Genomic DNA, 25,859 nt, shown 5'->3' with positions numbered 1-25,859 from the left:
TTAATTTGTTAACTCAATAATCACAGGAGAAACTTTTCTCAGATTATATGATGAGTTTCCTTGTATTTTAGCTTTTATATCAAATATTTGCACAGTCGAACCTCTTTTAGCTTTCTTAAGTGCATTTTTAGCAGCAGGGTTTAACTTATTACCTTGCACTAATACAGTAGCAGATCCAGGTGCTTTAAACTTAAAACTATTCACTTTAAGATTAAGGTCAAAATCAAAATCTACTAATTTTGCTCCAACAGGTGCTCCACCAACAGCTTCTCTAGTCATCTTTAATGCACCACCGTCGTCATTACGCATTGTTCCTGTAGGTCTCGGTATATCTTTAATACGGAAAGTCGCTTTATCACTTACAGTTCCTCCTCCGTCAGGTAATTTTGCATTAACATTGATAGTCACTTCTTTTCCAGTACCTGGAGACATTATGTATTTTGATCCGTTTGACTTTTTAAGACCATTACCAGATGCAGTTACATTATTATCAGAAACCCCAGCAAATGTAATTGTCATTGGATTTTGTACTCCACGATATACCACATTCATCTTATCTGCTGCAATGGTAGCAGAGTTAGGCTTGTTAATAGTTGTAAACTTTTGATCTACTTTTACTTCAATTTCTTTCCCGTCTTGTGGGTAGAATAATGATCCCGTAATACTATGATCTCCAACTCCTCCAGTATTTACACCAAGAACTAGTTTTCCTCCATCATAGCTAATTTTACTATCAGGAATTGCTCTACCATCTAGTTTAAGTTCTGTACGAGAAGGCTTTGTAGAAGCATCTACACGTCCTAAAGAAAGTACTCCATCAAATGTAGATCCTGTATAGTATGCTCCTTTTGAAGTCGTCATTACAGTTTCATAATTATCTATAGATGCTAATTCTTTAAGATTCCCTGAAAGTAATTTAGATAATAACTCATTCTCAACAACTTTAACATCATTTTGAATTTGAGTCATTTTAGTAAGTGCTGATACTGCTGGAAATCCAACGAAATGATAACTGATATAATCTTTTTTGACTTTACCAGTTCCTTTTCCAATTTCTACTGCATCGGTTTTAAAGTCTTCTTTAACTTGACTTTCTAAAGCATCATTTCCAGCTAACAAGGGCAACATACCATTACGATACTTGTCCATAGCATCTAGAAAAGCTTTACCTTCTTTAGAAACTTTTCCTCCTTTATAATATCTTTCATCAAGATACTGAGTCTTATCCATAGTCTCATAATCATCTCTAGCATCAGCTTCTATTTTGTTACCAACATAGATTGCTTCTTTTTCAGATGCTAAAAAATCATAAAACTCTTTAGAGATATTAGCAGCTTGTTGTGCTGTATTAGCAGCTTTTGCAAACTCTTCATTCTCACTTGACTTCTTTTTAAGATCAGCTAATGCAAGATTGTTTTTAGATTCAAAACTTGTATTTGCTCTTCCTAATTTTTCATTTATCGATCCAAATGCCGATAACACTTCTTTTGACATATTAAGTGCTAGCATAGCTATAAACACTAAATACATCAGATTAATCATTTTCTGCCTTGCAGATAATTTTCCTCCTGCCATGTCTTTAAAATTTTAAAGGTTAGTTATTAGTTATAGTAACTAACTTAAATTATTTAGACATTGCAGATAACATACCTCCGTATACTCCATTAAGAGAAGAAAGGTTTGTAGCTAGGCTTTCCATTTGTTCTTTAAGCTTCCCTGCATTAGCAGTTACTTGCTCATTGATCTCAGCTTGACGGCTAGAAGATTCTACTTGAACTTTGTAAAGGCTGTTTAATGATTCCATTTGAGCTGCAGCAAGAGCCATCTCTTCGCTATATTTCTTTGTAGAATTCATTGCTTCTACTGTAGGTGAAATTTCTTTAGCTGCTCCTTCAAAGTTGCGAATACTACTTCCTAAGCTTGCCATTAACTCTCCGTCAATTTTAGCTTCTTTAAGCATGTTGTCTAATTTTTGAGATAAAAGACCTTCAGCATCTTTTGGTGCCTCTTTCTTCCCTCCTTTTGATTGACCTCCAGCTAATTCAGGATATACTAATGACCAATCTAGGTCTTCATCTACTGATTCAAAAGCTGAAACAACAAATACAGCTGCTTCTGTAAGTAATCCTATAATAAGCATTTCGTTTCCAAAAGGCCAGTGCATAATTTTAAATAATGCTCCAACAATTACAACTGCTGCTCCAAGTCCGTAGACCATATTCATTAATTTCTTACCAGATTTCGATTTTGCCATGATAATTTAGTTTTTTTAGTTAAGGTTTAGATTTAGTTAAATATAATTTGGGGTAATTAAATACATTTTATTTAGGTGCCTTGCGTAAGTTCACCTTTTCATCAAGTCCTAAGAAGTCTTGTACTGTTCTGAATCCAATATAGCTACGCGCTGAATCTTGGTATTCATAATCACGAGAACTTACTTGAAGAAAATAAGCTACATCTTTCCATGAACCGCCACGTATCACTTTTCTTCTATTAGAAATGTCATTTACATTAGGATTCATTGTAGACATATATTCATATGAGTTAGGGTCGTAGGATGACGCTACCCATTCTGAAACGTTACCAGCCATGTTGTATAAGTTGTAATCGTTAGGCTCGTATGCATCTGCCTCTACGGTATATAATGCCTGATCTGCACCATAATCACCACGTAAAGGTTTAAAGTTTGCTAAGAAACAACCTCTATCATTTTTAGCATAAGGACCTCCCCAAGGAAAATCTCCTCCTTCTAATCCACCACGAGCAGCATATTCCCACTCAGCTTCTCCAGGAAGTCTAAAACGATTTACAAATTGTCTCTTCTTTGTTTTTTGATATTCATTTTTATGAAGTGTTCTCCACTCACAAAATGCTTTTGCTTGCATCCAATCTACACCTACTACAGGATAATCTCCATAAGCATCATGCCAGAAATAATCATTATGCATAGGCTCATTGTATGAATATGCAAAGTCTTTAATCCATACAGTAGTATCAGGATACACTTTTACTCTTTCTGTTTTGATATAATCTTTACGCTTACCATCTTTAACTCTTGCAGCAGCTTCTATATCTAAGTATGTATATCTAAATTCAAGTTTATCAACATCAATAGTACGTTGACCATTGTATGCCTCTTCAATAGGGATATACATAGTATCCATTACTTCTGAGTAATACTCATCTGGATATTCATTTGTATCCCATATGATATCTATTTCTTTATTAAGCTTACGACCTTCAAAACCAGTCTCGCCTAATCCGTAATAGTTATCATACATATACTGTTGATATGGATTTAAGTTTTCCGTATCACCATCAGCAAATGCAAAGTCACCGATACCTCCACTACCTGGGGTCTCTCCTAAGTCATCTGCCATAATAGCAAGCTTAGTTCGTACTGTTGAGTCTCTAACCCAATTTACAAACTGTCTATACTCTGAATTTGTAATTTCTGTTTCATCCATATAGAATGAACGAACTGTCACTGTTTTTGTAGGGGCGTCTTCTACAGCAGCGATGTCGTCATCACTTTTTCCCATTATGAACGCACCTCCTGATATGAGGGTCATTCCGTAAGGTTTCTCTGGATGCCAGCTCTTGCCTTTAACACCGACAAGTTCTCCTCGATCGTTTCCTTTGCCACAACTGTATAACAAAGTCATTATCGCAATAAATGCAACACACTTTTTCATAGGATATAGGTTAAGTATTCTAGATTTTAGGGCGTAAACCTATTTATTTATTTTGAAATAAACAATTTATTTCCCGAAAACCTTTCATTCTATTTTTAGTTAGTACTGGTTATACCTCATTCTTTTTGCGCGCCTTAAACCATCTTTCTGGGATATTCTGGTTACAGCCATCTAAATAGTCTTGATGCGTGCAAGGTAATAACGTATGCCTTTTCAATTTATTATTCAAACCTGAAATAAATGGTATTTCTATCCACCATCTTTCTGTTTTTTTACTCTTATAAAACGTAAGTACCTCATCGTCAACAGGCACTTGATATGTAATAAAACTTCCTTTTTCTACATCTAAATCTTCATTTGTTCTATAATTAACTCCTTCTACAAAATACCAGAGCATTTGGGCGACAAGCATTGCTGCCGTTTCTTCATGCGCATCATTTTTATATTCAAAGATTCCAAAAGAACTTACTTTGTCACTAATTCCTGCATATCTACATATTGCACAAATTTCTTTTCCTTCGAAACCATTTGGTATTTTATTATGTCTATAGCTTAATTCACTACTTTTTATAGATCCCATATCTACAGCAACAATATCTGCATCCCTCATAACAGGCTCTACACTTTTTATATGAGCAGTGACATTTCCAAGACGATATGCATCAAAATATAATCGATCCATAAGGTCAATCTCTTCTTGAGGATTAAAATATGTCTGAAAGCCTATATTGCTATAATTAAACAAGTTATAGGGTTTATCTACAATAATCCTACCTACATACGAATGATTTTCTAATGGCTTACTTGTATCGCCTAAATCAAACCGACTATCTACATTTACAAGATTTACCATTTGATCTAAATTATCATAAGATCTATATATGGGATATACTAAATCTTGACTTCCTCCCAAAAAGACAGGAATAATACTTTTTTTAACAAGTGTCTCTGTAATCGTTCTGACTGCAAAGTACGTATCTTCAACACTATCTCCTTTGTCTATATCTCCAAGATCTGCTATCTGTGTATGCCAATTACCCGGAAACAACTCATAAAAAGCTCTTCTAATCTCTGTAAATGATATTTTTTCACCTAAATGATTCTGATCTCTTCTGTTTTCACGTATGCCAACAAAAGCTATTTTAACACCATTTAAATCAGGAAAACCTTCATGCTCACTATGGACTCTAATTGTATTGCCTATACACTGATGATGCAATAACTGAATATGCGCTATGGCTACATCTGTTACTGGCAACAAAAAATCAAATGTCATAGTTTATTTCTTTTTTGTAGTTGCTTTTTTACGTGTTGTTTTCTTTTTAGGTGCTTGCTTCTCTATAATATCCTGCACCTCTTCTAGTGTTAATTTTGAAGCATCAACTGTTTTAGGCAACTCAATCTTAATTTTACCTTTTATAATATTAGAGCGTCCCCAACGCGCTTTTTCTACGCGTATTCCTTCAGCTTCAAAATTATGAATCACCTTATCGATCTCTTTTTGCTTCTTATCTTCAATCAACTGAACGATATCTGCATCTGAGAGATTATCAAAGTCATATTTTTTATTAACATTAATAAACATCCCATTCCACTTTATAAAAGGACCAAATCGCCCTGTTCCTTTCTGAACAGGCAAGTCTTCGTAGGTGTATATAGGGGCATCTGCCGCTTGTTTTTCTTTTATATAAACAATAGCCTCATCAAGGTCTACATCCATAGGGTCTCTTCCCTTAGGAAGCGAAACAAATATTTTTCCGAAACGTACATACGGACCAAAACGACCATTATTAACCTGTATCTCCTCTCCTTCATAAACCCCTAAATCTTTAGGTAATTTAAAAAGATCCATTGCTTCCTCAAATGTAATACTACTTAATTGTTGATCTGGACCTAAACTAGCAAATTGTGGTTTTTCTTCATCTTCTACCGTCCCTATCTGAACCATAGGACCAAACTTACCTAAACGTACACTTACAGGCTTTCCAGTTTTTGGATCTGTTCCTAATATACGTTCTCCTACTTCTCTTTCAGCATTTTTTTCGACATCTTTCACATGCGGGTGGAACTTTTGATAAAATTCTTTCATCATTGTTGTCCATTCCTGCTTTCCTTCTGCGATATCATCAAAATCTTGCTCAACTTTTGCTGTAAAATTGTAATCAAGAATATTTTCAAAATGGTTTACTAAAAAGTCATTTACCACCATCCCTACATCTGTAGGTACTAGTTTTCCTTTATCAGAACCAACGGTTTCTGTTAACTTTTTCTCAGCAACTTGTCCATTTGAAAGCGTAAGCACATCATAGGATCGTTCTTTTCCGTCTATAGTTCCTTTTTCAACATACTTACGATTTTGGATGGTCGTAATTGTAGGAGCATATGTAGATGGTCTTCCAATACCAAGCTCTTCCAGTTTCTTCACCAGCGATGCTTCTGTATATCTATAGGGGGGTCTTGTAAATCTTTCTGTTGCTGTAATACTATTATTAGAAAGTGTTTCTCCTTCTTTTAATGCTGGAAGCAATCCTGTTTCTTCAGTATCTTCATCATCATGTCCTTCTAAATATACTTTTAAGAAACCTTCAAACTTCAACACCTCTCCGTTTGCTGTAAAATTATCTGTTCCTGCAGAAGAAGCAATTTGAACATTGGTACGTTCTAATTTTGCTTCACTCATTTGAGAAGCAATCGCTCGCTTCCAAATAAGCTCATATAATCTAGCTTGATCTCTATCTATATTGACCGTATGTTTAGAGAAATCTGTAGGTCTAATGGCTTCGTGAGCTTCTTGCGCTCCTTTTGATTTACCTTTATAGTTACGCTCTTTACTGAAGGCATCTCCATATGCAGATATAATTTCTTCTTTTGCTGCATTTTTAGCATCTACAGATAAGTTAACGCTATCTGTACGCATGTATGTGATAAGCCCCGCTTCATACAAACGTTGTGCAAGTGTCATTGTCTTACTTACTGAGAAGTATAATTTACGACTTGCCTCCTGTTGCAAGGTTGATGTTGTAAATGGAGGTGCCGGCGATTTTGATGCTGGTTTTGTAGTAAGGGATGCTACTTTAAATTGAGCAGTCGCATTTTTTGCAAGGAATTCTTGTGCTAGATTCTTGCTAACTATATTTTTAGGAAGCTTTGCTTTAAAAGCTTTTCCACTTTGATTCACAAATGAAGCATCCACTCTATAAGAGGCTTCAGCAGAAAACTTCTGAATTTCTCTTTCTCGTTCTACAATAAGTCGCACAGAAACAGACTGTACTCTTCCTGCAGACAATCCTCCTTTTACTTTACGCCATAATACTGGAGAAAGTTCATATCCTACCAAACGATCCAACACTCTACGTGCTTGTTGTGCATTTACAAGATGGTAATCTATTTTTCTAGGATTTTCTATAGCCCTTTTGATGGCTGTTTTTGTGATTTCATGAAAAACAATACGTTTGGTACGTTCAGGAACTAATCCTAACTCTTGTTCTAAATGCCAAGCGATTGCTTCTCCTTCCCGATCTTCATCACTAGCTAGCCAAACCATTTCAGCCTTCTTTGCAAGATCCTTCAGTTTCTTTACCACTTTTTTCTTATCGTCTGAGACAATATAATTTGCCTTAAAATCACCTTCTACATTTACACCTAATTCCTTAGATGGTAAATCTGCTATGTGACCGAAACTACTTTCAACTTTATAGTCTTCTCCTAAAAATTTCTCAATAGTTTTTGCCTTTGCAGGTGACTCTACAATGACGAGATTCTTTGCCATACTTTCCTTTTTTGGGAATACAAAAGTAGATTAAATATTTAATTTAAAAATCTTAGTTGCATAATTCTCTTTAAAAAGACCAAAAAAAATCTAACAAAAATAATTGTTTTACAACTGGTTACGCTTTCGCGAAAGCGTATAAAAAAGAAATTACCTAAGCTCCTATTTGAGCAATTGTCTCGTCATCTTCATAAAATCCAATGACTTCCTTATAGATAAAATAGACTGGTAAGTACACAAAAGAAGCTGTAAATAACACACCAATCCCGCACATCATGAAGCCTACCATTTGAGCCAAAAAAGAGCATACAATTGTCAATCCAAAAGCAATCCCCCATTTTTTTGTTCCTATAGTAAAGGATGCTGTAATCAACTCTTTTACTGACAACTCAGGATTAAAAGCGAAAATTACACTTATAAATTGCAAGGGTACAATTGCATATAATATGGGAAAAAAACACAACAAGTAGGAAGCAACAACAATTCCTAAAGTAGCTAATGAATGTAACAACAACTTTGTAAAATACTTTTTCTTAAAAAACATCCCCCAAGAAACACCACGTTCATTTTCCATGCCTCGATCCTTCATACGAATTTGACGATAAAATGCCGCTTGAAGTCCTGTAGAAAAAAAGATCATAGCCATGATAAAAAAAAGATAAAAGAAAAACATACCAATTAGAAATATAATTCCCGGCAACTCACTACTTGTTTCAAAAGTAGTAGTATCTACAATGAGAACTCCTGCCAACATAGGTATATATAGCACAAACATCACCCCCACTAAAACTCCAAATACGATGAGCTGCATAACAAACCCCTCTACCCATATTTTTTGAAATAAATTAAATGCTTTTGAAAATACATCTCCAAAATCTACAGGTGCATTTTGATTAATCCTTTTTTGAAGTTCTGTAAAAGTCATTGATTTCTTGGTTTTTGGTAAAAATAAGAGAATTTATGACATAAAAAAGAGTGCTATTTAGAATAACACTCTTTGTATTATACTATATTTTAAACTTTAATTAATCACAAACTCACTAATCAGCGTCAGTCCATCTGTTTCATATGAATATTGATAAAGTATATTATTTGCAATGGCGAGTAATTTATTTTCAAGGGGAATAACATCAAATACATTGATATCTTCAATCACTTGCACAAGCTCTAAATCTTCAGGGTTTGTTTTGTCATAAATCTGAAATCCATTAGGCCCGTCACTTACAAATAATAAGTCTTCTTTAATACCTAAACCATAAGGTTCTTGCATTGTATACTCACGCACAGAGTATGGATTGCTTTTATCTGCGATATTAATTACTTCCAGTATGCTAGACTGTTGCCCACATAGATTTCCTCCTCTTAGCGTAAGGTATGCATAATCCCCATCTACAACTACTGGATCACACCCTTCCCAATGACTAATTTCTGAGGCATACTCCGGTTGTGTTCTGTTTTCAATATTGTATATAAGCATTCCGTTCTGGCTTCCTATATAAAGGTAATCGTCTTTATTAAAGATCGTTTCTATTTGCCATCCAATCCCTTGCTGACCTAGAGCACTTGCAACCCCAGGAGTACCAATATCAAAAACATAGAGGTCTGAAAAATCTACTGCATATAGATACGAGTCTACAATCTTAAATCTCGCAAAAGACCCGCCCTGTCCAGTTACATCACCAGCAGTAACCGCCGCATCTTCCAGAGCAAAATCACCTTCAAAATCTTGAACCTCTACTTGTATTTCTGTATACGTCCAGTCTACTATAAAAGATTCTGAAGGGTCATAATCACCGTAATTTACTTGATCAAAAGGCTCTGTCAATGATGCTTGTGAAAAACCAAAATCATTAAACACGTCTTCATATCGTTCAATCAATGTGATATTATCTATATCTGAAATATCAAACAACACTAAATCAGAATAACTATCTGCATATAGTATATCATTACGAACTTCAATATCAAAATTACCCGGGATTTTTAAAAATGATATTTTCTGTGGGTTTTCAGGAATACGATTATCAATAACATGGATTCCTAGGTTACGATCATTTACAAAAACATAGTTTGTATATGTATATATTTTTCCAGATTCATTAATAGGTTGTTCTGATTCTACAGCAACAGAGGTTCGTATACTGTCTTTATTTTCAAGTACTGCATTGGCTACAATGATAGTTTCAAATCTGGTGTCATCATTGTTACAAGAAAAAAACAATGTAAAAGTGCTCAGAAATAATAAAAAGATATTTTTTTTCATGATTGATATTCTAAAATAGATTAATAGTATACCAATAAGATACCTGAATAGTATAATGGTTGCGTTTGTATATATAGAGATAACAATTACATAACCTAGAAAGTCCTCGCAATTGTCATGGCTGCATACTGTAAACGCCCTTCTCTTGCTGTTTCTTTTGTATTATAGTGATACACTATACTGTATGTAGTTCGTCCTTCTCGATAGACAATCCCAGATTCAAATCTTCCTATAGAAGCTATTGCATCTAATGTAAATGGAGAATTATCTCCAAACGGATGCCCTTCTATAAGTGCATTATTTATAACATATCTATATGCAAGTCCTGCATAGCCATAAAATTCTTTAACACTCCCTATACGATTAAAAGCAGAACTCGTAGCTATAGAGGATCGTTTTCCTATGTACGTTTTCACTCCTTGTTCTAGATACGATAGTCTAGTACCAAGAGACACTGACGACTGTAGCGAAATGTTTTTAAACAAATAAGATTCATTTAGATCAATATTTGAAATATAGTGCCCTTGAAAATTCACATGAGTACTATTTGCTATTTGTCCTTCCCATACCGGGATAAATGTATTTATGAGTTCGTGATATGCTACCTGAATATCTCCTGCCAACGATTGAGGACCTGCTAATCCAAACTCTGCTTGAAGCAACCAAATTTGTGATTTTTTCACTTTAGACAATTGTCCTGACACAAATAAATATCCAGCATACGGACGTTCAAAAAGATCAAAATCTCTTTCAAAAAGTTCTCTAGGGGTATATGTTTCTTGCCCTAAACGCACATCTAATTGTATAGGTGCGTCTTGTTCTCTTTTAAATATAAAATCTCCTTCTAGTAAACGACTGTATCCTAAAAAAGTACCTGCTGTATAATAACGATCTATTGCAAAAACAAAATCATTATCATGTTGTAATGAAACTTGTTGGGTATAGGGTTCTTGTGAAAAACCAACCACACTAAAAAAAAAGAAAACAAATTGCAAAACTATATTTTTAGAAATAAGCGTATTGTTTAAAAATATATTCATACAATAAGTAATGTGTTTCATAGAATTATACAGTCAATAATTCGTTAGTCGAAAAAAATAGAAATTATTTAGACGGAGCTATTTTTAATGCTTTTGTTTGATCTTGAAGAAGCGTATCTACAGGAACAAAAGTATAGGTTAATGTTTTATCTTTAGTTTTTGAAAAAAGTAATACTTTATTCCGTTCTTTCTTATACCAGAACCCATTCCCCAGAAACACAATCCCTTGATCGTCTATATATTCAAACTCAGAAGTCTTATATCCAAGGTCACCCCCTACCCACAAAACGTGTATTCCTCTCTTTTTTACCTCCAAAAGCTTAGGATAAATATCTTGATAAAAATTATTAGTATTATGACAATGAAAGCAGTTTCCCTTCCCTGCATTACAAACCGTACTAATTTTCTCATCCAATACCGGATGGTCATTCATAAAAATCAATTTATGAGTCATTAATAAAACAGATGTTGTTTGTATCGTATCTAATACAGAAAACAAAAATGTTTTCTGATTTCCTATGATAGAACTTAGACTATCTTGAGAGTTTAAAGTAATAAATGTCACATCATCTTTCTGATAGGCATGGTATTTATTTTTTAAGGTTGTTTCATAAAATCTTTTATTTGGCACATTATCATGATTTCCAACACTCCAAAGTGTATTAGGACTCTTGAAATTAAAAATACTATCTAAGTGAGGTAATATCACTTCCTTTCTAGAGAATGAACTCATACTTAAATCACCTCCTAACAATGTCATATCATAATTAGAAAAATCAATATCATATACCTTATCATACAAACCATCGTTAGTATCAAGTCTTGTATGTGCTAAATAGATATAAGAACTTGAAGAATCTAACATTGATTCCTTACAGGAAAGAAAAAATACAACAAAAGCAATTAAAAAAAGCTTTTTGCATATAGTGAGGATGATATTTACGATAGTATTCTTCAATACCGCTCTAAAGTAGTAAAACTAGACTCAAAAATAAAACTGACACTTTGTCACAATGCGTTGTAAACTGTATCTTTGCACGATCATTGACAATTAATATAGAGTCAATCAAAAGAATGGAGAAAATAATAGACGAAAATAAACAAGGAGAAGCATTAGTTGTAGAAGGAAATGCAAACAATAGCAAAAAGCTTTTTATAGAAAGCTATGGTTGCCAAATGAATTTTTCTGACAGTGAAGTTGTTGCCTCTATACTTGCTAAAGAAGGATATAACACAACACAAGACCTTGAGGAAGCAGATCTCGTTCTTGTAAACACGTGTTCTATTCGTGAAAAAGCAGAAATTACTGTTCGTAAAAGACTTGAAAAGTACCAAGCAGTTAAAAGAAAGAAAAATTCTAAAATGAAAGTAGGCGTTTTAGGCTGTATGGCTGAACGCTTAAAAAGTAAGTTTTTAGAAGAAGAAAAAATCGTAGATCTTGTTGTAGGTCCAGATGCTTATAAGGATATCCCAAATCTCTTAAGTGAGGTAGAAGAAGGACGCGATGCTATTAATGTGATTCTTTCTAAAGAAGAAACGTATGGAGATATATCACCTGTAAGACTTCAAACCAATGGAGTCACTGCATTTGTATCTATTACCAGAGGATGTGATAATATGTGTACATTTTGCGTAGTTCCATTCACAAGAGGTCGTGAGCGTAGTCGTGATCCGCAGTCTATTTTGGAAGAAGTACAAGATTTGGTTTCTAAAGGATATAAAGAAGTTACGTTATTAGGTCAAAATGTAGATTCCTATTTATGGTATGGCGGCGGACTCAAAAAAGATTTTGAAAAAGCAAGCGAGATGGCTAAAGCTACTGCGGTAGATTTTGCTCAACTTATGGATATGGTGGCAACAGCACATCCAAAACTTCGTATTCGTTTCTCTACAAGCAATCCTCAGGATATGACACTAGATGTTATTGAGGTAATGGCAAAGCATAAAAACATTTGTAATTATATACACTTACCTGTACAAAGTGGTAGCGATCGTATCTTAAAGCTTATGAATCGTCAGCATACAGCTGCTGAATACAGAACACTTATTGATAATATCAAGCAATTAATTCCAGATATTGGAATTAGTCAGGACATGATTACTGGATTCCCAACAGAAACCGAAGAAGATCATCAAGATACGCTAGCTCTTATGGACTATGTAAAGTATGATTATGGGTTTATGTTCTATTATTCAGAACGTCCGGGAACATTGGCTGAACGTAAGATGGAAGATGACATTCCGTTAGAAATTAAAAAACGTCGTCTTCAAGAAGTGATTGACTTACAAAGAGACATGTCCCGTGATAATTTAAAGAAGTATTTACACCAAACCGTAGAAGTTCTTATTGAAAAACAATCTAAAAAGAATGAAAACGAATGGAGTGGTCGTAATGATCAAAACATTGTCGTGGTCTTTCCAAAAGACACCTATAAAATAGGAGACTATGTAGATGTGAAAATTACAGAATGCACTACTGGAACACTCATAGGTGAACCAGTAGGATATGCCGCTTACTGGCAAGAATAATAGCATAGATAATTACGCTTTCGCGAAAGCGTATAAAAAATTAAAAAAGATACCCGCCTTCGCGGGCATACATATGGAAGGAATACAAACTACAAAACAACGATTTGGAATTATAGGAGATGATCCTAAACTAAATCGTGCTATTGAAAAAGCAATTCAAGTAGCACCCACAGATATTTCGGTATTGGTTACTGGGGAATCTGGTGTGGGAAAAGAAAGTATTCCAAAAATTATCCATTCGTTATCACATAGAAAACATAATAAATACATTGCTGTAAACTGTGGAGCGATTCCAGAAGGAACGATAGACAGTGAACTTTTTGGTCACGAAAAAGGAGCCTTTACAGGAGCTACTCAAACTAGAAATGGATACTTTGAAGTGGCAGATGGCGGTACTATTTTCCTAGATGAAGTAGGTGAACTCCCATTACCCACACAAGTACGTTTACTTCGTGTCTTAGAAAATGGTGAGTTTCTAAAAGTAGGATCTTCTAAAACCCAAAAAACAGATGTACGTATTGTAGCAGCTACCAATGTGCATATGTTTGAAGCCATCAAAGAAGGGAAATTTAGAGAAGATCTTTACTACAGATTAAGTACCGTAGAAATTAATCTTCCTCCATTAAGAGAGCGCAAAAACGACATTCATCTCTTATTTAGAAAATTTGCATCAGATTTTGCGATGAAATATAAGATGCCTACCATTCGTCTTGATGAGTTAGCTACACAATTACTTATTCAATATAGATGGTCGGGTAATATTAGACAGTTACGTAATGTAGCAGAACAGGTATCCGTTTTAGAACAAAATCGTTCTATTACAGCAGATACGATACGTAATTATCTGCCAGATACGGGAAGTAAACTCCCCGCAGTTATAGAGAAAAAAGAATCTTCAGATTTTTCCAATGAACGTGAGATTTTATACAAAGTATTATTTGACATGAAAGCCGATCTAAATGATCTCAAAAAGCTAACATTGGAACTCATGAAAAATGGAAATACGGCAGATGTAAGAGAAGAAAATGAGACTCTTATAAACAAAATATATAATAAGGAAGAAAGCTATGATACTGCAGAGGAAGTGATGGAAGTTTTACATATTCCAGAGAAGGCAACACCAGTCACTCCTATTGCGACGCCACCTCCTATTCAAGAATCTAAAGAAGATCCATATCACTTTGCTGAAGAGATAGAAGAAGAAGAAACCCTTTCGCTACACGATAAGGAATTAGAGCTTATTAAAAAATCATTAGAGCGCCATAACGGTAAGCGTAAAGCTGCAGCAGACGAGTTAGGAATAAGCGAACGTACATTATACAGAAAGATTAAACAATTTGACTTATAATTTTATAAGATCATTGTATATTGCTTAAGGAATTTTAACAGACACTAGCCGTTATATCGGTATGAAAAAAACAACTACTTTATTTTGTGCTATTTTATGTTTCCTAACCTTTCAAGGATGCGGGATTTATTCATTTAATGGCATCTCTATTGACGAAAACATAAAAACCTTTCAAGTCAATTTTTTCCAAAATCAAGCGCCTATTGTAGAGCCAGGTATTGACCGTACATTTACTTTTGCCTTGCAAGATTTAATTCAAGATCAAACAAATCTGAGCTTAGTTTCTAATAATGGAGAACTCCTCTTTGAAGGTGAAATTGTTGAGTATTACATTGCTCCACAAGCCTCCACTTCTGAAAATACGGCAGCTCAAAACAGACTTACCATTACTGTGAACGTACGTTATTATAACAATACGAAAACAGATGGCGAAGATGATTTTGAAAGACGTTTTTCTTTCTTCTCAGATGTATCTGCAACCACTCAATTAATAGGAAGCGATCTAGATACAGCACTAGAAGAAATTTTTGATCGTATTACACAAGATATTGTTAATGAATCACTCGCTAAGTGGTAATGAATACACAAGCATTTACATATCTCTTAGAACACCCTGAAAATATTTCAAGTGCTCATACAACAGACATTAGGGGGTTGATTGATGAATTCCCTTATTTCCAGAGTGCACATGCTTTATATATAAAAGGACTTAAAAACCAAGAGAGCTTTGCGTATAACAAGGCACTCAAAATAACAGCAGCACATACAACCGATAGAGCTGTTTTATTTGAATACATTACTTCAGATGTATTTACACAAAACGAAATAAGTACTCAGATAAAAGAGCAAGAAATACACTTAAGAGCCTTACAGATTGAAGGGCTTCATGACGTGTCACTGCAAGTGCAAGAAGAAGAGCAAGAAAAAGCTTCAAAAATTTTAGATCCAAATCTATTTGTAGAAAAAGAAAATTCAGAGATCACAAAACGTTCTCCAAATGAAATCCTATCTATTGGGAAACCCTTAAATTTTGATCAGAATGAGGTACACTCTTTTCAAGAATGGTTACAACTCTCTAAATTTTCACCTATAACAAGAGAGAGACCATCAAAAAAAGAAGCTACAACACTATCAAAAGACAATACTGAAAAAACAGCATCTACAGAAACGTCAAAAACAAACGTTACAGATACCCAAACAAAGAAGCGTAAACAAGCTATTGTAGACTCTTTTATAGAATCCAATCCTAAAATTGAGTTTTCACCAGCCACGCCAGCACCCAAAAAAAATCTTGCAAAAGAATCCATCACGCCTTCTGAAGCCTTAATGACAGAGACTTTAGCGCGTGTATATGTAGAGCAAAAAAACTTTAAAAAAGCAAAGCAAGCTTATCGAATTTTAAGTTTGAAATATCCAGAAAAAAGTGGTTTCTTTGCAGACCAAATTCGGGCCGTAGAGCAATTAGAAGAAAAATAAAGAATTATGAGTACATTTTATATATTTTTAGTATTAATCGTTATCGTAGCTTTTTTACTAGTCGTAGTAATTATGGTACAAAACCCTAAAGGTGGAGGATTATCTTCTTCTTTTGGAGGAGGAGGAACACAACAATTAGGAGGTGTTCAAAAAACTACAGACTTTCTTGACAAGGCAACTTGGGGATTAGCAACATTATTATTAGTACTTATATTATTAAGTAATATCACCATTTTTGGAGGAGACGGAAACGAATCTCAAGTATTTGATGAGAATGCAACACAAACAACGGCTCCAGTTACTGTACCACCAACAAATAACACAACAACAAACGATACTCTTTAAAATAACACATTGCATATATTTGCTATCAAAATGCCAGCTTTTTAAGTTGGCATTTTTGTTTTAATACTACTATGTCATTTGCGCTGTAAATTTGTCAGCATACAATGACTGGCATAATTTCTGACTACTAAACTAGTATAAATTTCAACTTATTTAACCTTAATAAATACGAATCAAAAAATGGCTTTAAACATTAAACCACTTGCTGATCGTGTAGTGATAGAACCACTACCAGCAGAGACGCAAACCGCATCTGGACTTTACATTCCTGATTCGGCACAAGAAAAACAACAAAAAGGAAAGGTTGTTGCCGTAGGCTCTGGTAAAAAAGATTACGATATGACTGTAAAAACAGGAGACACTGTGATTTATGGGAAATATGCAGGCGCTGAGCTTAAACTAGACGGTAAAGATTATATGATTATGAAAGAAGAAGATATTCTTGCAATCATATAATAGTAGCATATCTGAATCCTAACACTGTAACTAGTTTACGTTTACATTTTCAGATATACGCTTTCGCGAAAGCGTATAAATCGCAACTCAAAACATTAATTTATAAACCAAAAGGTCTCCGCCTTTGCGGAGATGACAATCTAAAAGATTATCATGGCAAAAGATATAAAATTTGACATCGAAGCACGTGACGGTATTAAGCGTGGTGTAGATGCTCTTGCTAATGCAGTAAAAGTAACATTAGGACCAAAAGGACGTAATGTAATTATAAGCAAATCATTTGGTGCTCCACACGTAACAAAAGATGGGGTGACTGTTGCAAAAGAAATAGAATTAGAAGATGCTCTTGAAAACATGGGCGCTCAAATGGTAAAGGAAGTTGCTTCAAAAACAAATGATCTTGCAGGTGACGGTACAACAACCGCTACAGTACTTGCACAATCTATCGTAAAAGAAGGACTTAAAAACGTTGCTGCTGGCGCAAATCCAATGGATTTAAAACGCGGTATTGATAAAGCTGTACACGCAATCGTTGAGAATTTAGAAAAGCAAACTACCAAAGTAGGGAACTCTTCAAAAAAGATCGAACAAGTAGCTTCTATCTCTGCAAATAACGATAGTGTTATTGGAGAGCTTATCGCAGAAGCATTTGGAAAAGTTGGAAAAGAAGGTGTAATCACTGTAGAAGAAGCTAAAGGAACAGAAACCTATGTTGATGTTGTAGAAGGAATGCAGTTTGACCGTGGATATTTATCTCCATACTTTGTTACAAACAGCGAGAAAATGCAAGCTGAATTAGACAGCCCATACATCTTACTTTTTGATAAGAAAATCTCTTCTATGAAAGATTTACTTCCTGTATTGGAGCCCGTGGCACAAACAGGAAAACCACTTCTTATTATTGCAGAAGATGTAGATGGAGAAGCACTTGCAACACTGGTTGTAAATAAATTACGTGGAGCGCTCAAAATTGCTGCTGTAAAAGCACCAGGATTTGGAGATCGTCGTAAAGCAATGCTAGAAGATATTGCTATCTTAACAGGAGGGACTGTTGTTTCTGAAGAACGTGGATTTACACTAGAAAACACAACAATCGATATGTTAGGTACTGCAGAAACAGTAACTATAGATAAAGATAACACGACTGTTGTAAATGGCGCTGGAGACAAAAAAATGATCAAAGCACGTGTAGGAGAAATTAAATCTCAAATAGAAACCACTACAAGTGATTACGATAAAGAAAAATTACAAGAGCGTCTTGCTAAATTAGCTGGAGGGGTTGCTGTACTCTATGTAGGTGCTGCTTCAGAAATTGAAATGAAGGAGAAAAAAGACCGTGTAGATGATGCACTTCATGCTACGCGCGCTGCTGTAGAAGAAGGTATTGTTGCTGGAGGGGGTGTTGCTCTTGTACGCGCTAAAACAGCTCTTGCAAAAGTAAAAACTGAAAATGCAGATGAGGCTACAGGTGTACAAATCGTAAATCGTGCTGTAGAAGAACCTTTACGTACTATTGTATCAAATGCAGGAGGTGAAGGTTCTGTTGTTATTGCAAAAGTAATTGAAGGAAAGAAAGACTTCGGATACAATGCAAAAAATGGAGAGTATACAGATATGATCAAAGCCGGGATTATCGATCCTAAAAAAGTAACACGTGTTGCTTTAGAGAATGCAGCTTCTGTATCAGGTATGATTCTTACTACAGAGTGTGCACTTACAGATATTAAAGAAGATGCAGCACCAGCAATGCCACCGATGGGCGGTGGAATGCCAGGTATGATGTAGCCACAGCGTGGCAGGCAATTATTTAGCTATTCCTGAATAGACAACTAATTGTTTTCAGTTATATATAGAATACAAAAAGGTCTTTGTTATGATACAAAGACCTTTTCTTTTTCCAACAACCTTCATCTTGTCAAGATTATTTTTTAATTCGGATTTTATACGCTTTCGCGAAAGCATATACAGTAACATCTCCCTACTTATTCAGAAAGCCGTACATTAATGATCTAAAAAACAAATCACATGCTCACCAAACTTATCGTTCTTGGATTATATTTTGCCATTCTTGTTATCATAGGTGTTGTAGCCTCCAGAAGAGTAAAAGGGGTTAGTGATTTTTATGTAGGCGGTAAAAAACTAGGCTATTGGGCAGTAGCCTTTTCGGCGAGAGCTACTGGGGAGTCCGGATGGTTACTTCTAGGACTTACCGGAATGGGTGCCATTGCTGGTTTTTCTGCCTATTGGGTAGTTTTAGGAGAAGTATTAGGCGTAGGTGTTTCTTGGTTTTTTATGGCCAAACGTTTTAAACGTGCTACAGATAAGTATGATTCCATTACAGTACCTGATTACTTAGAAAGTCATTTTGACACTGGAAGAAAAACCATACGTAAAGTAGCGGCTACAGCGCTTTCCTTGTTTGTTGTGATCTATGTAAGTTCGCAAATAGACGCTACAGGAAAAGCCTTTGAATCGCTATTAGGCATCAACTATTTCACAGGAGCTATTTTAGGATTTATTATTGTCATGGCCTATGTGTATATAGGTGGATTCCTAGCAGCGGTTTGGTCAGATTTTTTCCAAGGCGTACTTATGTTTTTCGGACTCGTTTGTCTCCCATTTATAGCTTGGTTATCTATTGATGACGGAGGAAGTATTGTGGAAGGCCTTACCCAAATAGATCCAAACCTTACGAGTATTTGGGGAGATACTTCAGACTTAACACTTACTGTATTTACCATACTAGGATTTGCAATGATTGGACTTGGATTTTTAGGATCTCCGCAAATCTACGTTCGGTTTATGTCAGTAAAAAATGAAGCTGAAATAGATAAAGGAAAATGGGTAGCTATCTTATTTACACTACTCACAGATTTTGCTGCAGTTACTATAGGATTATTAGGGCGTTATTTATACACCTCTATTGGTCAAGATCCAGAAGCAGTTTTGGGTACCGCAGGAGAAGGTGTTTTAATTATGATGATAGAAAATCTACTACCGCTAACTATCGTTGCTATTTATATTGCTATTGTATTATCAGCAATTATGTCTACAATAGATTCTCTAATTGTAGTGGCTTCAAGTTCCTTGTCTAGAGATTTTTATCAAAAAATTATCAATCCTGAAGTAGCACAAAAAAAACTGACTCGAATTTCAAGATTAATCACATTAGCACTTGCTGTGGTTGCTTTAATTATAGCCATGTCTGTTGCCATATTATCTCCAGATCGGACTATTTTTTGGTTTGTCATTTTTGGATGGTCTGGTATCGCCGCTACATTTTGCCCCGTTATTATTTTGTCATTATTCTGGAAAAAGTATTCAGAAAAAGGAGCGCTTGCTTCTATGATTACAGGTTTTTTATGTGTTCCTATATTTAAGTTTGTGGTTCAAGAAATAGATGGGATTGGGATTTATTTTGAAAAACTAGATGTATTAGCCCCTTCCTTTTTATTATCTATAATCGCAGGTGTTATATTCACAAAACTATACCCTAGAACAAGCAGAGCATAACATCCATTTTAACAGAGATAATACGTACGATTTATTTATTTTTGTCACCTAATGAAAAAGACATTTACATACCTGTTTTTATGCTTATTATGCCTTTCTGCATGCAAAGAAATTCCAGTAGCAATTCCTGATGCTAGAATAAACGATTATGCATTGTATGATGCATCAGGTGGTTTTCATAGATTATCTACGTATAATGATAGCAAAGCTATCGTATTATTTGTTCAAGGAAATGGATGTCCTATTGTACGAAATGCATTATCTGATTTTCATGAAATAGTAGATAACTATCAATCTGAAGGTTTTACATTTTTCATGATTAATAGTAATATGCAAGATGACAGGAATACGATTGCTAAAGAAAGTTCTGATTTTAAATTTGAAGTCCCTGTTCTTAGTGATGATGTACAACTCGTAGCGGACGCTTTAGATATTACTATTACTGCCGAAGCTATTATCCTTGACCCAACATCTAGAGAAATTATATTCAGAGGTCCTTTAAATAATAGGTTAGATTACGAAACACAGAAATCAACACCTACAGAAACGTATTTAAGAGATGCACTAGATGCTATTTTAGCAAATCAGAAGCCTATTGATAAGCAAGAGATGACTAGGGGATGTAGAGTGACAAGGCAGCATACCTTAGAAAAAGATACCCTTACATTTACAAAAGACATTGCCCCTATTTTAACCAATCATTGTGTACGCTGTCATGTAGATGGTGGTGTTGCTCCTTGGTCTATGACAGATTATGATAAGATTGTGGGTTGGTCTGCGATGATAGAACAAGTAATGCTAAGTAAACGTATGCCGCCTTGGAAAGCAGATCCTACTATTGGTTCTTTTAATAATACATTTGGAATTGCCGAAAAAGATCGCAGGAAACTAGTTCGATGGATTAAAGAGGGTATGGCCTACGGAGATGGGAATGATCCTTTAAAAGCATTGACTCCTAAAGATGCCTTAGTTCCAGAAACAACACGTACACCTGACACCACTATTGTTCTTAAAAAAGAAATCATTCCCGCAACAGGACTTATAGATTATCGTCATCAACGAATTAAATTAGACCTACCTGAAGGCAAATGGCTGGCAGGAGTTACCATAGTACCAGGCAACCCAAAAGTAGTGCACCACGCTACATTAGCAAGCTCATCAAAACCGCAACTTGTCGTTGATCGACCAGAAAGACAATGGATTGACAACCTTATCGCTGTCGTGGCAAGTGGAACTTCAAAATCTACTATATTTCCAAATGGATCTGGAATTTATATCGATAAGGATATCGAATTAATATTACAAACCCATTATACGACTACAGGAAAACAGGAAGAAGACATTACTAAAATTCATTTGTACTTTCATGATGAAAAACCTGAAAAACAATACTATTCATTAGGAGTGTTTTCCGATGAGTTTAAAATTCAACCGTACGAAAAAAGCACGCCAGCAATTGCTCAAGATAAAATAACAGAAGATGTATATGTACATAGTATTTTCCCGCATATGCATTTTCGCGGTAAGCAAATGAAAATTACTGCTACCAAACCAGATGGTTCTATTATAGAGTTGATTTCTGTACCTGATTTTGATTTTAACTGGCAACTTGTATATAACTATACAGAGCCTATCTTATTACCTAAAGGCACGATCATTACTGCCAAAGGTGTTTTTAATAATTCTTTTCAAAACCCTTTAAACCCAGATCCATCTAAGGAAGTAACTTTTGGATATCAAAGCAGTGATGAAATGTTTATGGGACTTGTAAATTATACGGTAGTTAAAGAATAACACCCAATATGTTTTAGCGTTTAATCAGTGTAAGTATTTTAAAAGCAGATACACTAATTGTTTTAATTCTAGTACTATATTTATGAAGTGGCAACGTTATTTGGCTCTATTAAGTTTCTTATTTCTTTTAAACTCATGCCATGTAGGCAGTTTTTTCTATTGGAATTTTGCTGACACTGGTGATCTAGATAAATTTGAAAGTATTCCTATCCAAAAAGGAGAAACTCCATTTTTATTTAAAGAAATAAATGATGATCAGAGTTTTATATTACCAGAAGGTACTGATTTTGAAAAGCTCTTAAAGAAAAGTCGAACTACTGCTTTTTTAGTCATTAAAGATGATCAAATTTTATATGAGAACTACTTTGATGAATATACCAAAGCTACAGATCACCCTTCATTTTCTGTATCAAAATCATTTGTTTCTGCATTGATTGGTATTGCCATTAAAGAAGGGCATATAACGTCTCTAGAAGATCCCATACGAAAATACCTCCCAGAACTTGATGCATCCTTTGATTCAGTTACATTAGCCGATGTCATCAATATGCAATCAGGTATTAAATTTAGTGAAGGGTATTTTAATCCTTTCGGGGAAGTAGCAAAATTCTATTACGGAACTAATTTAAAAAAGTATGTTACTAAATTAAAAGTAAATGAAACTCCTGGAGTACGTTGGAAATACAAAAGTGGTAACACACAACTATTGAGCCTTGCTTTAGAAAGTGCTACTCAAAAATCGTTACCTGAATATTTTCAAGAAAAAATATGGCAGCCACTGGGTATGGAGTATGATGCATCTTGGAGTATAGACAGTAAAAAACACCAAACAACCAAAGCCTTTTGTTGTCTCAATGCGAGGGCTAGAGATTATGCAAAATTTGCACGGTTATATCTTAAAGAAGGAAATTGGAATGGAACCCAAATTGTTCCAAAAGATTGGGTAGCAAAAACCACTTCTTTTACCGACAAAAGAAGTAATTATAGATATTCACACCACTGGTGGCGAAATATCACAAAAGATGATTACGTCACATCTCAAGAAGATACGACAAAACTACAATTACAAGAAGCAAAAGCTCCTTATGTAGATTATCAAGCCAGAGGGATTTTAGGTCAATTTATGTACATCCATCCAGAAAAGGATATTGTAATCATACGATTAGGAGACAAATTTGGAGGTGTACATTGGGCTTCCCTATTTAGAGAAATTGCGACTCTCAATTAGATTACTTATTTCTTTTCCATTGCCGAAAAGAAATAACAACAAGAACCAAGAGTATTGGTAAACTCACAAACAAATCCTTACGAGTTTGTAGCGTATTTTCTAAGTTATGCTCACTTAAATATAATTGAATATTACGCTCCCAAATTAAGAGAAGAACTACAAAAGCGATTGTGAGTATTTGGATTGTGCTTAGCTTTCTTTTTTTCATAAGTCAAATACAAAAGCCCACATTACATGAGGGTAAATACTTTTTAAAAAAGTTATTTAATTTCTTTTTCTACTACACCGCATTTGAGCATTTGGTCTCCAAAATAAGGATTACGTACTTCATTAGAGTTTGACAACCAATATGCGCCTTTCCCATTAAAAGCCATAGGGCAATATTGCTTATATACAGCTCCAGAAGTGATTTTTTCTTTTGCTATTTGAGTTTCCATTGCCATAGAGACTTTCTCAAAAATAACACGTCTCTCTTTCACTGTAGTTGCTTCTGTAAAAGGAACAGTAGCATTGTGTATAGCTGCATATACATCATTATCTTTTAGAAGCATCAAAAAAGCACGCGTTGCAGTTGCGCTGGTTTCATTGTCTGTATTTACAAGAGATGCTTTTACATCAAGGTAGGCATTATAAATTTCTGTAAACGCTGAGTTTTCAAAAGCGACATCCACTTTAGCACTTGTCTCATTCAAATCTTTAGCAGTAGTTGTTTCTGTATGAGCTTTTTGAGAAGGTGCCGTTTTTAGTTCTGGCTCATTCTTTTTACAAGAAAAAAAGGTAATTATTACGAGAAGGCAAATGTACTTTTTCATACGTTTCTATTTGCTTACAAAGATACAACCTGATCAAGAATTACCCACTTTTCGATAGTAATAAAATGCAGGCAATAACATAAATAATAAAATAGGTTGTATTAAAAAACGTCGCACATAAAAAATGGGTAAATACTCCCCTACACCCTGCGTATTAAGTAAGATACTTAGGATTATTAGCAACACTACAAAAACAATACTATAAAAAAGAGAAGCAAATGTAATAATGCCTCTTTCTTTAAAAGCCATCCATAATATTACAAGAGATAGTAATGTGTTTATAAAATACCTTAAAAATAAATGAAAGAACAGTCGCCAAGTTTCCATGTCTGGCAAGTCCATTTTCTGATAATTACTCTTAAAAAAAGGAATAAGTGGGTCGTAGAAGAGTTCGCTTTCGCGAAAGCGTATAAAAGCAAATCCTACTAGACATAAAAAAACAACAAATACACGTATCGCTACTTTCATGTTTTAGGTTGTTTTTTATACGATCGAATCCAACCTAGCCACAATAAAAATACTGTCCCATAAATTACAGCTGGAAAAATAGTTCCGTGAAGTAATTCTGTGTATTCCGGATATTCATAAATTCCTATGGTCAATAATGCAATTCGAGTAACATTCATAGCATAAATAAGCGCAACGCCTCCAAGAATAAATAATAATGTACGCTTCCATCCATCAAAAAAAGCGAGCATAAAAGAAGCGAAAAGCAGCATGACACTTACCGCATTACACCCTTCAACAACACGTGCTAGCACTTTATTATTTATAGTGAGATTCATCGCAGCCTCTACTTTACTGGGAACAACTTTCATGTTGTACCCCAACACATTAATGATAGATTCGCTTTGTTTTGCGACAGTATGCGTAATAATATCTGGGTAATATGTTGTGCTTGCTCCGTAAGTGAGATATAAATTATAAAGTAACGCAAGTACAAAATAACTTCCCACAAACGTAAGGATAAAACGAAGTACCGACTTATATTTGTCTATTAGTTTGAACAAATTATTGAGATTTATCCCTCAAAAATACATTAAAAATGGCTTTTGAAGATTTAAAAAAAGAAGTTAGTGCAATTATATCAAAACAAGCACTTCCAACAAAAGACAAGCTTACTGAAATTTGTGAAGCTTTACGTACTACTATCCCTTACTATAATTGGGTTGGGTTTTATTTTGCAAATTATGAAACGCAAACACTCCACCTAGAAACATATGTAGGAGAACCTACAGATCATACCGTTATTCCTTTTGGAAAAGGAATTTGTGGACAAGTAGCTGTATCTAATGAAAACTTTGTTGTCGCAGATGTGAATGCACAAGATAATTATATCGCATGTAGCATTACTGTAAAGAGTGAAATTGTAATTCCTCTTTTTAAAGATGGAAAGAACATAGGACAAATAGATATTGATTCTGATACTCCTAATGCTTTCAATGAAGAAGACGAACGTTTCCTAGAATGGGTAAATGAACAAGTAGAGACAATTTTATAAGTGTCTAGTGTCTAGTGTCTAGTGTCTAGTGTCTAGTGTCTAGTGTCTAGTGTCTAGTGTCTAGTGTCTAGTGTCTAGTGTAAATTAAAA

At 34.7% G+C, this 25,859-nt stretch carries 23 protein-coding genes; 11 read left to right on the top strand and 12 right to left on the bottom strand.

Translation table 11 applies throughout. The annotated features are described in order from the left end of the window. From gldM to Q1A60_RS14435, 9 genes are all read right to left on the bottom strand, one after another. A complete protein-coding gene (gene gldM, locus Q1A60_RS14475) occupies positions 1-1,575 on the bottom strand; it encodes a gliding motility protein GldM (protein ID WP_299769653.1) in 1,575 nt (524 codons plus the stop codon). Positions 1,576-1,624: 49 nt separating this feature from the next. Beyond that, positions 1,625-2,254, bottom strand: coding sequence for a gliding motility protein GldL (gene gldL / locus Q1A60_RS14470; protein WP_299769650.1), 630 nt, complete (start codon positions 2,252-2,254; stop codon positions 1,625-1,627). Positions 2,255-2,321: 67 nt separating this feature from the next. Beyond that, positions 2,322-3,695: a gliding motility lipoprotein GldK gene (gene gldK, locus Q1A60_RS14465; protein WP_299769647.1), complete on the bottom strand. Its 1,374-nt coding sequence runs from the start codon at positions 3,693-3,695 to the stop codon at positions 2,322-2,324. A gap of 109 nt (positions 3,696-3,804) precedes the next feature. Beyond that, complete coding sequence (locus Q1A60_RS14460; RefSeq protein ID WP_299769643.1) at positions 3,805-4,971, bottom strand: formimidoylglutamase; 1,167 nt, start codon at positions 4,969-4,971, stop codon at positions 3,805-3,807. A gap of 3 nt (positions 4,972-4,974) precedes the next feature. Beyond that, a complete protein-coding gene (topA, locus tag Q1A60_RS14455) occupies positions 4,975-7,464 on the bottom strand; it encodes a type I DNA topoisomerase (protein WP_299769640.1) in 2,490 nt (829 codons plus the stop codon). Positions 7,465-7,618: 154 nt separating this feature from the next. Next, positions 7,619-8,389, bottom strand: a complete 771-nt coding sequence (locus tag Q1A60_RS14450) for a hypothetical protein (protein ID WP_299769637.1) — start codon at positions 8,387-8,389, stop codon at positions 7,619-7,621. A 96-nt stretch (positions 8,390-8,485) separates the two neighbouring features. Continuing rightward, the gene (locus Q1A60_RS14445) at positions 8,486-9,727 is read right to left on the bottom strand and encodes a hypothetical protein (RefSeq protein WP_299769634.1); all 1,242 of its coding nucleotides are present in this window, start codon (positions 9,725-9,727) and stop codon (positions 8,486-8,488) included. A gap of 95 nt (positions 9,728-9,822) precedes the next feature. Continuing rightward, positions 9,823-10,767: a lipid A deacylase LpxR family protein gene (locus tag Q1A60_RS14440; RefSeq protein ID WP_299769631.1), complete on the bottom strand. Its 945-nt coding sequence runs from the start codon at positions 10,765-10,767 to the stop codon at positions 9,823-9,825. Positions 10,768-10,831: 64 nt separating this feature from the next. Continuing rightward, positions 10,832-11,632: a hypothetical protein gene (locus Q1A60_RS14435; protein ID WP_299769628.1), complete on the bottom strand. Its 801-nt coding sequence runs from the start codon at positions 11,630-11,632 to the stop codon at positions 10,832-10,834. Positions 11,633-11,841: 209 nt separating this feature from the next. Between Q1A60_RS14435 and miaB the strand changes: the two genes are divergently transcribed. The 10 genes from miaB to Q1A60_RS14385 all read left to right on the top strand — a co-directional run bounded on the left by miaB (position 11,842) and on the right by Q1A60_RS14385 (position 23,456). Then, a complete protein-coding gene (gene miaB / locus Q1A60_RS14430) occupies positions 11,842-13,296 on the top strand; it encodes a tRNA (N6-isopentenyl adenosine(37)-C2)-methylthiotransferase MiaB (RefSeq protein WP_299769625.1) in 1,455 nt (484 codons plus the stop codon). 73 nt (positions 13,297-13,369) lie between these two features. Next, positions 13,370-14,644: a sigma-54 dependent transcriptional regulator gene (locus tag Q1A60_RS14425; RefSeq protein ID WP_299769679.1), complete on the top strand. Its 1,275-nt coding sequence runs from the start codon at positions 13,370-13,372 to the stop codon at positions 14,642-14,644. Positions 14,645-14,705: 61 nt separating this feature from the next. Further along, the gene (locus Q1A60_RS14420) at positions 14,706-15,221 is read left to right on the top strand and encodes an LptE family protein (protein ID WP_299769622.1); all 516 of its coding nucleotides are present in this window, start codon (positions 14,706-14,708) and stop codon (positions 15,219-15,221) included. Further along, entirely contained in the window at positions 15,221-16,120 is a 900-nt protein-coding gene (locus Q1A60_RS14415; RefSeq protein ID WP_299769619.1) for a hypothetical protein, read from the top strand. The genes Q1A60_RS14420 and Q1A60_RS14415 overlap by 1 nt, the downstream gene beginning before the upstream one ends. 6 nt (positions 16,121-16,126) lie before the next feature. Next, complete coding sequence (gene secG / locus Q1A60_RS14410) at positions 16,127-16,465, top strand: preprotein translocase subunit SecG (protein ID WP_299769616.1); 339 nt, start codon at positions 16,127-16,129, stop codon at positions 16,463-16,465. A gap of 180 nt (positions 16,466-16,645) precedes the next feature. Then, positions 16,646-16,921: a co-chaperone GroES gene (locus Q1A60_RS14405; RefSeq protein WP_299769612.1), complete on the top strand. Its 276-nt coding sequence runs from the start codon at positions 16,646-16,648 to the stop codon at positions 16,919-16,921. Positions 16,922-17,074: 153 nt separating this feature from the next. Next, positions 17,075-18,706, top strand: coding sequence for a chaperonin GroEL (gene groL, locus Q1A60_RS14400; RefSeq protein WP_299769609.1), 1,632 nt, complete (start codon positions 17,075-17,077; stop codon positions 18,704-18,706). Between the two features lie 240 nt (positions 18,707-18,946). Continuing rightward, entirely contained in the window at positions 18,947-20,434 is a 1,488-nt protein-coding gene (locus Q1A60_RS14395; RefSeq protein WP_299769606.1) for a sodium/proline symporter, read from the top strand. Positions 20,435-20,485: 51 nt separating this feature from the next. Further along, positions 20,486-22,228, top strand: coding sequence for a redoxin domain-containing protein (locus Q1A60_RS14390; protein ID WP_299769603.1), 1,743 nt, complete (start codon positions 20,486-20,488; stop codon positions 22,226-22,228). A gap of 82 nt (positions 22,229-22,310) precedes the next feature. Further along, positions 22,311-23,456, top strand: a complete 1,146-nt coding sequence (locus Q1A60_RS14385; protein ID WP_299769600.1) for a serine hydrolase — start codon at positions 22,311-22,313, stop codon at positions 23,454-23,456. 260 nt (positions 23,457-23,716) lie between these two features. On the opposite strand, the gene Q1A60_RS14380 is transcribed toward Q1A60_RS14385, so the two are convergent. The 3 genes from Q1A60_RS14380 to xrtF are packed head-to-tail and all read right to left on the bottom strand — an operon-like array spanning position 23,717 to position 25,278. Then, positions 23,717-24,268 carry a DUF3347 domain-containing protein gene (locus Q1A60_RS14380; RefSeq protein ID WP_299769591.1) on the bottom strand — a complete coding sequence of 184 codons (552 nt, stop codon included), beginning with the start codon at positions 24,266-24,268 and terminating at the stop codon, positions 23,717-23,719. Between the two features lie 33 nt (positions 24,269-24,301). After that, positions 24,302-24,736 carry an exosortase F system-associated protein gene (locus tag Q1A60_RS14375; protein WP_299769588.1) on the bottom strand — a complete coding sequence of 145 codons (435 nt, stop codon included), beginning with the start codon at positions 24,734-24,736 and terminating at the stop codon, positions 24,302-24,304. Continuing rightward, positions 24,733-25,278: an exosortase family protein XrtF gene (xrtF, locus tag Q1A60_RS14370; RefSeq protein ID WP_299769585.1), complete on the bottom strand. Its 546-nt coding sequence runs from the start codon at positions 25,276-25,278 to the stop codon at positions 24,733-24,735. Before xrtF ends, Q1A60_RS14375 begins: the two co-directional genes overlap by 4 nt. Before the next feature lie 35 nt (positions 25,279-25,313). Here xrtF and Q1A60_RS14365 point away from each other — a divergent pair, with 35 nt between their 5' ends. Next, on the top strand, positions 25,314-25,769 hold the full coding sequence (locus Q1A60_RS14365) for a GAF domain-containing protein (protein WP_299769582.1): 456 nt from the start codon (positions 25,314-25,316) through the stop codon (positions 25,767-25,769). Positions 25,770-25,859 lie beyond the last annotated feature (90 nt).

Source organism: uncultured Dokdonia sp., assembly GCF_947492535.1.
Taxonomy (GTDB): Bacteria; Bacteroidota; Bacteroidia; order Flavobacteriales; family Flavobacteriaceae; genus Dokdonia.
Note: the sequence above shows the minus strand (reverse complement) of the source record. Positions and strands in the feature narration are given on the sequence as shown.

What these genes read in the sequence shown, in the direction of transcription:
- gldM (WP_299769653.1), bottom strand. Translation starts at nt 1,575, where the DNA reads ATGGCAGGAGGAAAATTATCTGCAAGGCAGAAAATGATTAATCTGATG.
- gldL (WP_299769650.1), bottom strand. Translation starts at nt 2,254, where the DNA reads ATGGCAAAATCGAAATCTGGTAAGAAATTAATGAATATGGTCTACGGA.
- gldK (WP_299769647.1), bottom strand. Translation starts at nt 3,695, where the DNA reads ATGAAAAAGTGTGTTGCATTTATTGCGATAATGACTTTGTTATACAGT.
- Q1A60_RS14460 (WP_299769643.1), bottom strand. Translation starts at nt 4,971, where the DNA reads ATGACATTTGATTTTTTGTTGCCAGTAACAGATGTAGCCATAGCGCAT.
- topA (WP_299769640.1), bottom strand. Translation starts at nt 7,464, where the DNA reads ATGGCAAAGAATCTCGTCATTGTAGAGTCACCTGCAAAGGCAAAAACT.
- Q1A60_RS14450 (WP_299769637.1), bottom strand. Translation starts at nt 8,389, where the DNA reads ATGACTTTTACAGAACTTCAAAAAAGGATTAATCAAAATGCACCTGTA.
- Q1A60_RS14445 (WP_299769634.1), bottom strand. Translation starts at nt 9,727, where the DNA reads ATGAAAAAAAATATCTTTTTATTATTTCTGAGCACTTTTACATTGTTT.
- Q1A60_RS14440 (WP_299769631.1), bottom strand. Translation starts at nt 10,767, where the DNA reads ATGAATATATTTTTAAACAATACGCTTATTTCTAAAAATATAGTTTTG.
- Q1A60_RS14435 (WP_299769628.1), bottom strand. Translation starts at nt 11,632, where the DNA reads ATGTTAGATTCTTCAAGTTCTTATATCTATTTAGCACATACAAGACTT.
- miaB (WP_299769625.1), top strand. Translation starts at nt 11,842, where the DNA reads ATGGAGAAAATAATAGACGAAAATAAACAAGGAGAAGCATTAGTTGTA.
- Q1A60_RS14425 (WP_299769679.1), top strand. Translation starts at nt 13,370, where the DNA reads ATGGAAGGAATACAAACTACAAAACAACGATTTGGAATTATAGGAGAT.
- Q1A60_RS14420 (WP_299769622.1), top strand. Translation starts at nt 14,706, where the DNA reads ATGAAAAAAACAACTACTTTATTTTGTGCTATTTTATGTTTCCTAACC.
- Q1A60_RS14415 (WP_299769619.1), top strand. Translation starts at nt 15,221, where the DNA reads ATGAATACACAAGCATTTACATATCTCTTAGAACACCCTGAAAATATT.
- secG (WP_299769616.1), top strand. Translation starts at nt 16,127, where the DNA reads ATGAGTACATTTTATATATTTTTAGTATTAATCGTTATCGTAGCTTTT.
- Q1A60_RS14405 (WP_299769612.1), top strand. Translation starts at nt 16,646, where the DNA reads ATGGCTTTAAACATTAAACCACTTGCTGATCGTGTAGTGATAGAACCA.
- groL (WP_299769609.1), top strand. Translation starts at nt 17,075, where the DNA reads ATGGCAAAAGATATAAAATTTGACATCGAAGCACGTGACGGTATTAAG.
- Q1A60_RS14395 (WP_299769606.1), top strand. Translation starts at nt 18,947, where the DNA reads ATGCTCACCAAACTTATCGTTCTTGGATTATATTTTGCCATTCTTGTT.
- Q1A60_RS14390 (WP_299769603.1), top strand. Translation starts at nt 20,486, where the DNA reads ATGAAAAAGACATTTACATACCTGTTTTTATGCTTATTATGCCTTTCT.
- Q1A60_RS14385 (WP_299769600.1), top strand. Translation starts at nt 22,311, where the DNA reads ATGAAGTGGCAACGTTATTTGGCTCTATTAAGTTTCTTATTTCTTTTA.
- Q1A60_RS14380 (WP_299769591.1), bottom strand. Translation starts at nt 24,268, where the DNA reads ATGAAAAAGTACATTTGCCTTCTCGTAATAATTACCTTTTTTTCTTGT.
- Q1A60_RS14375 (WP_299769588.1), bottom strand. Translation starts at nt 24,736, where the DNA reads ATGAAAGTAGCGATACGTGTATTTGTTGTTTTTTTATGTCTAGTAGGA.
- Q1A60_RS14365 (WP_299769582.1), top strand. Translation starts at nt 25,314, where the DNA reads ATGGCTTTTGAAGATTTAAAAAAAGAAGTTAGTGCAATTATATCAAAA.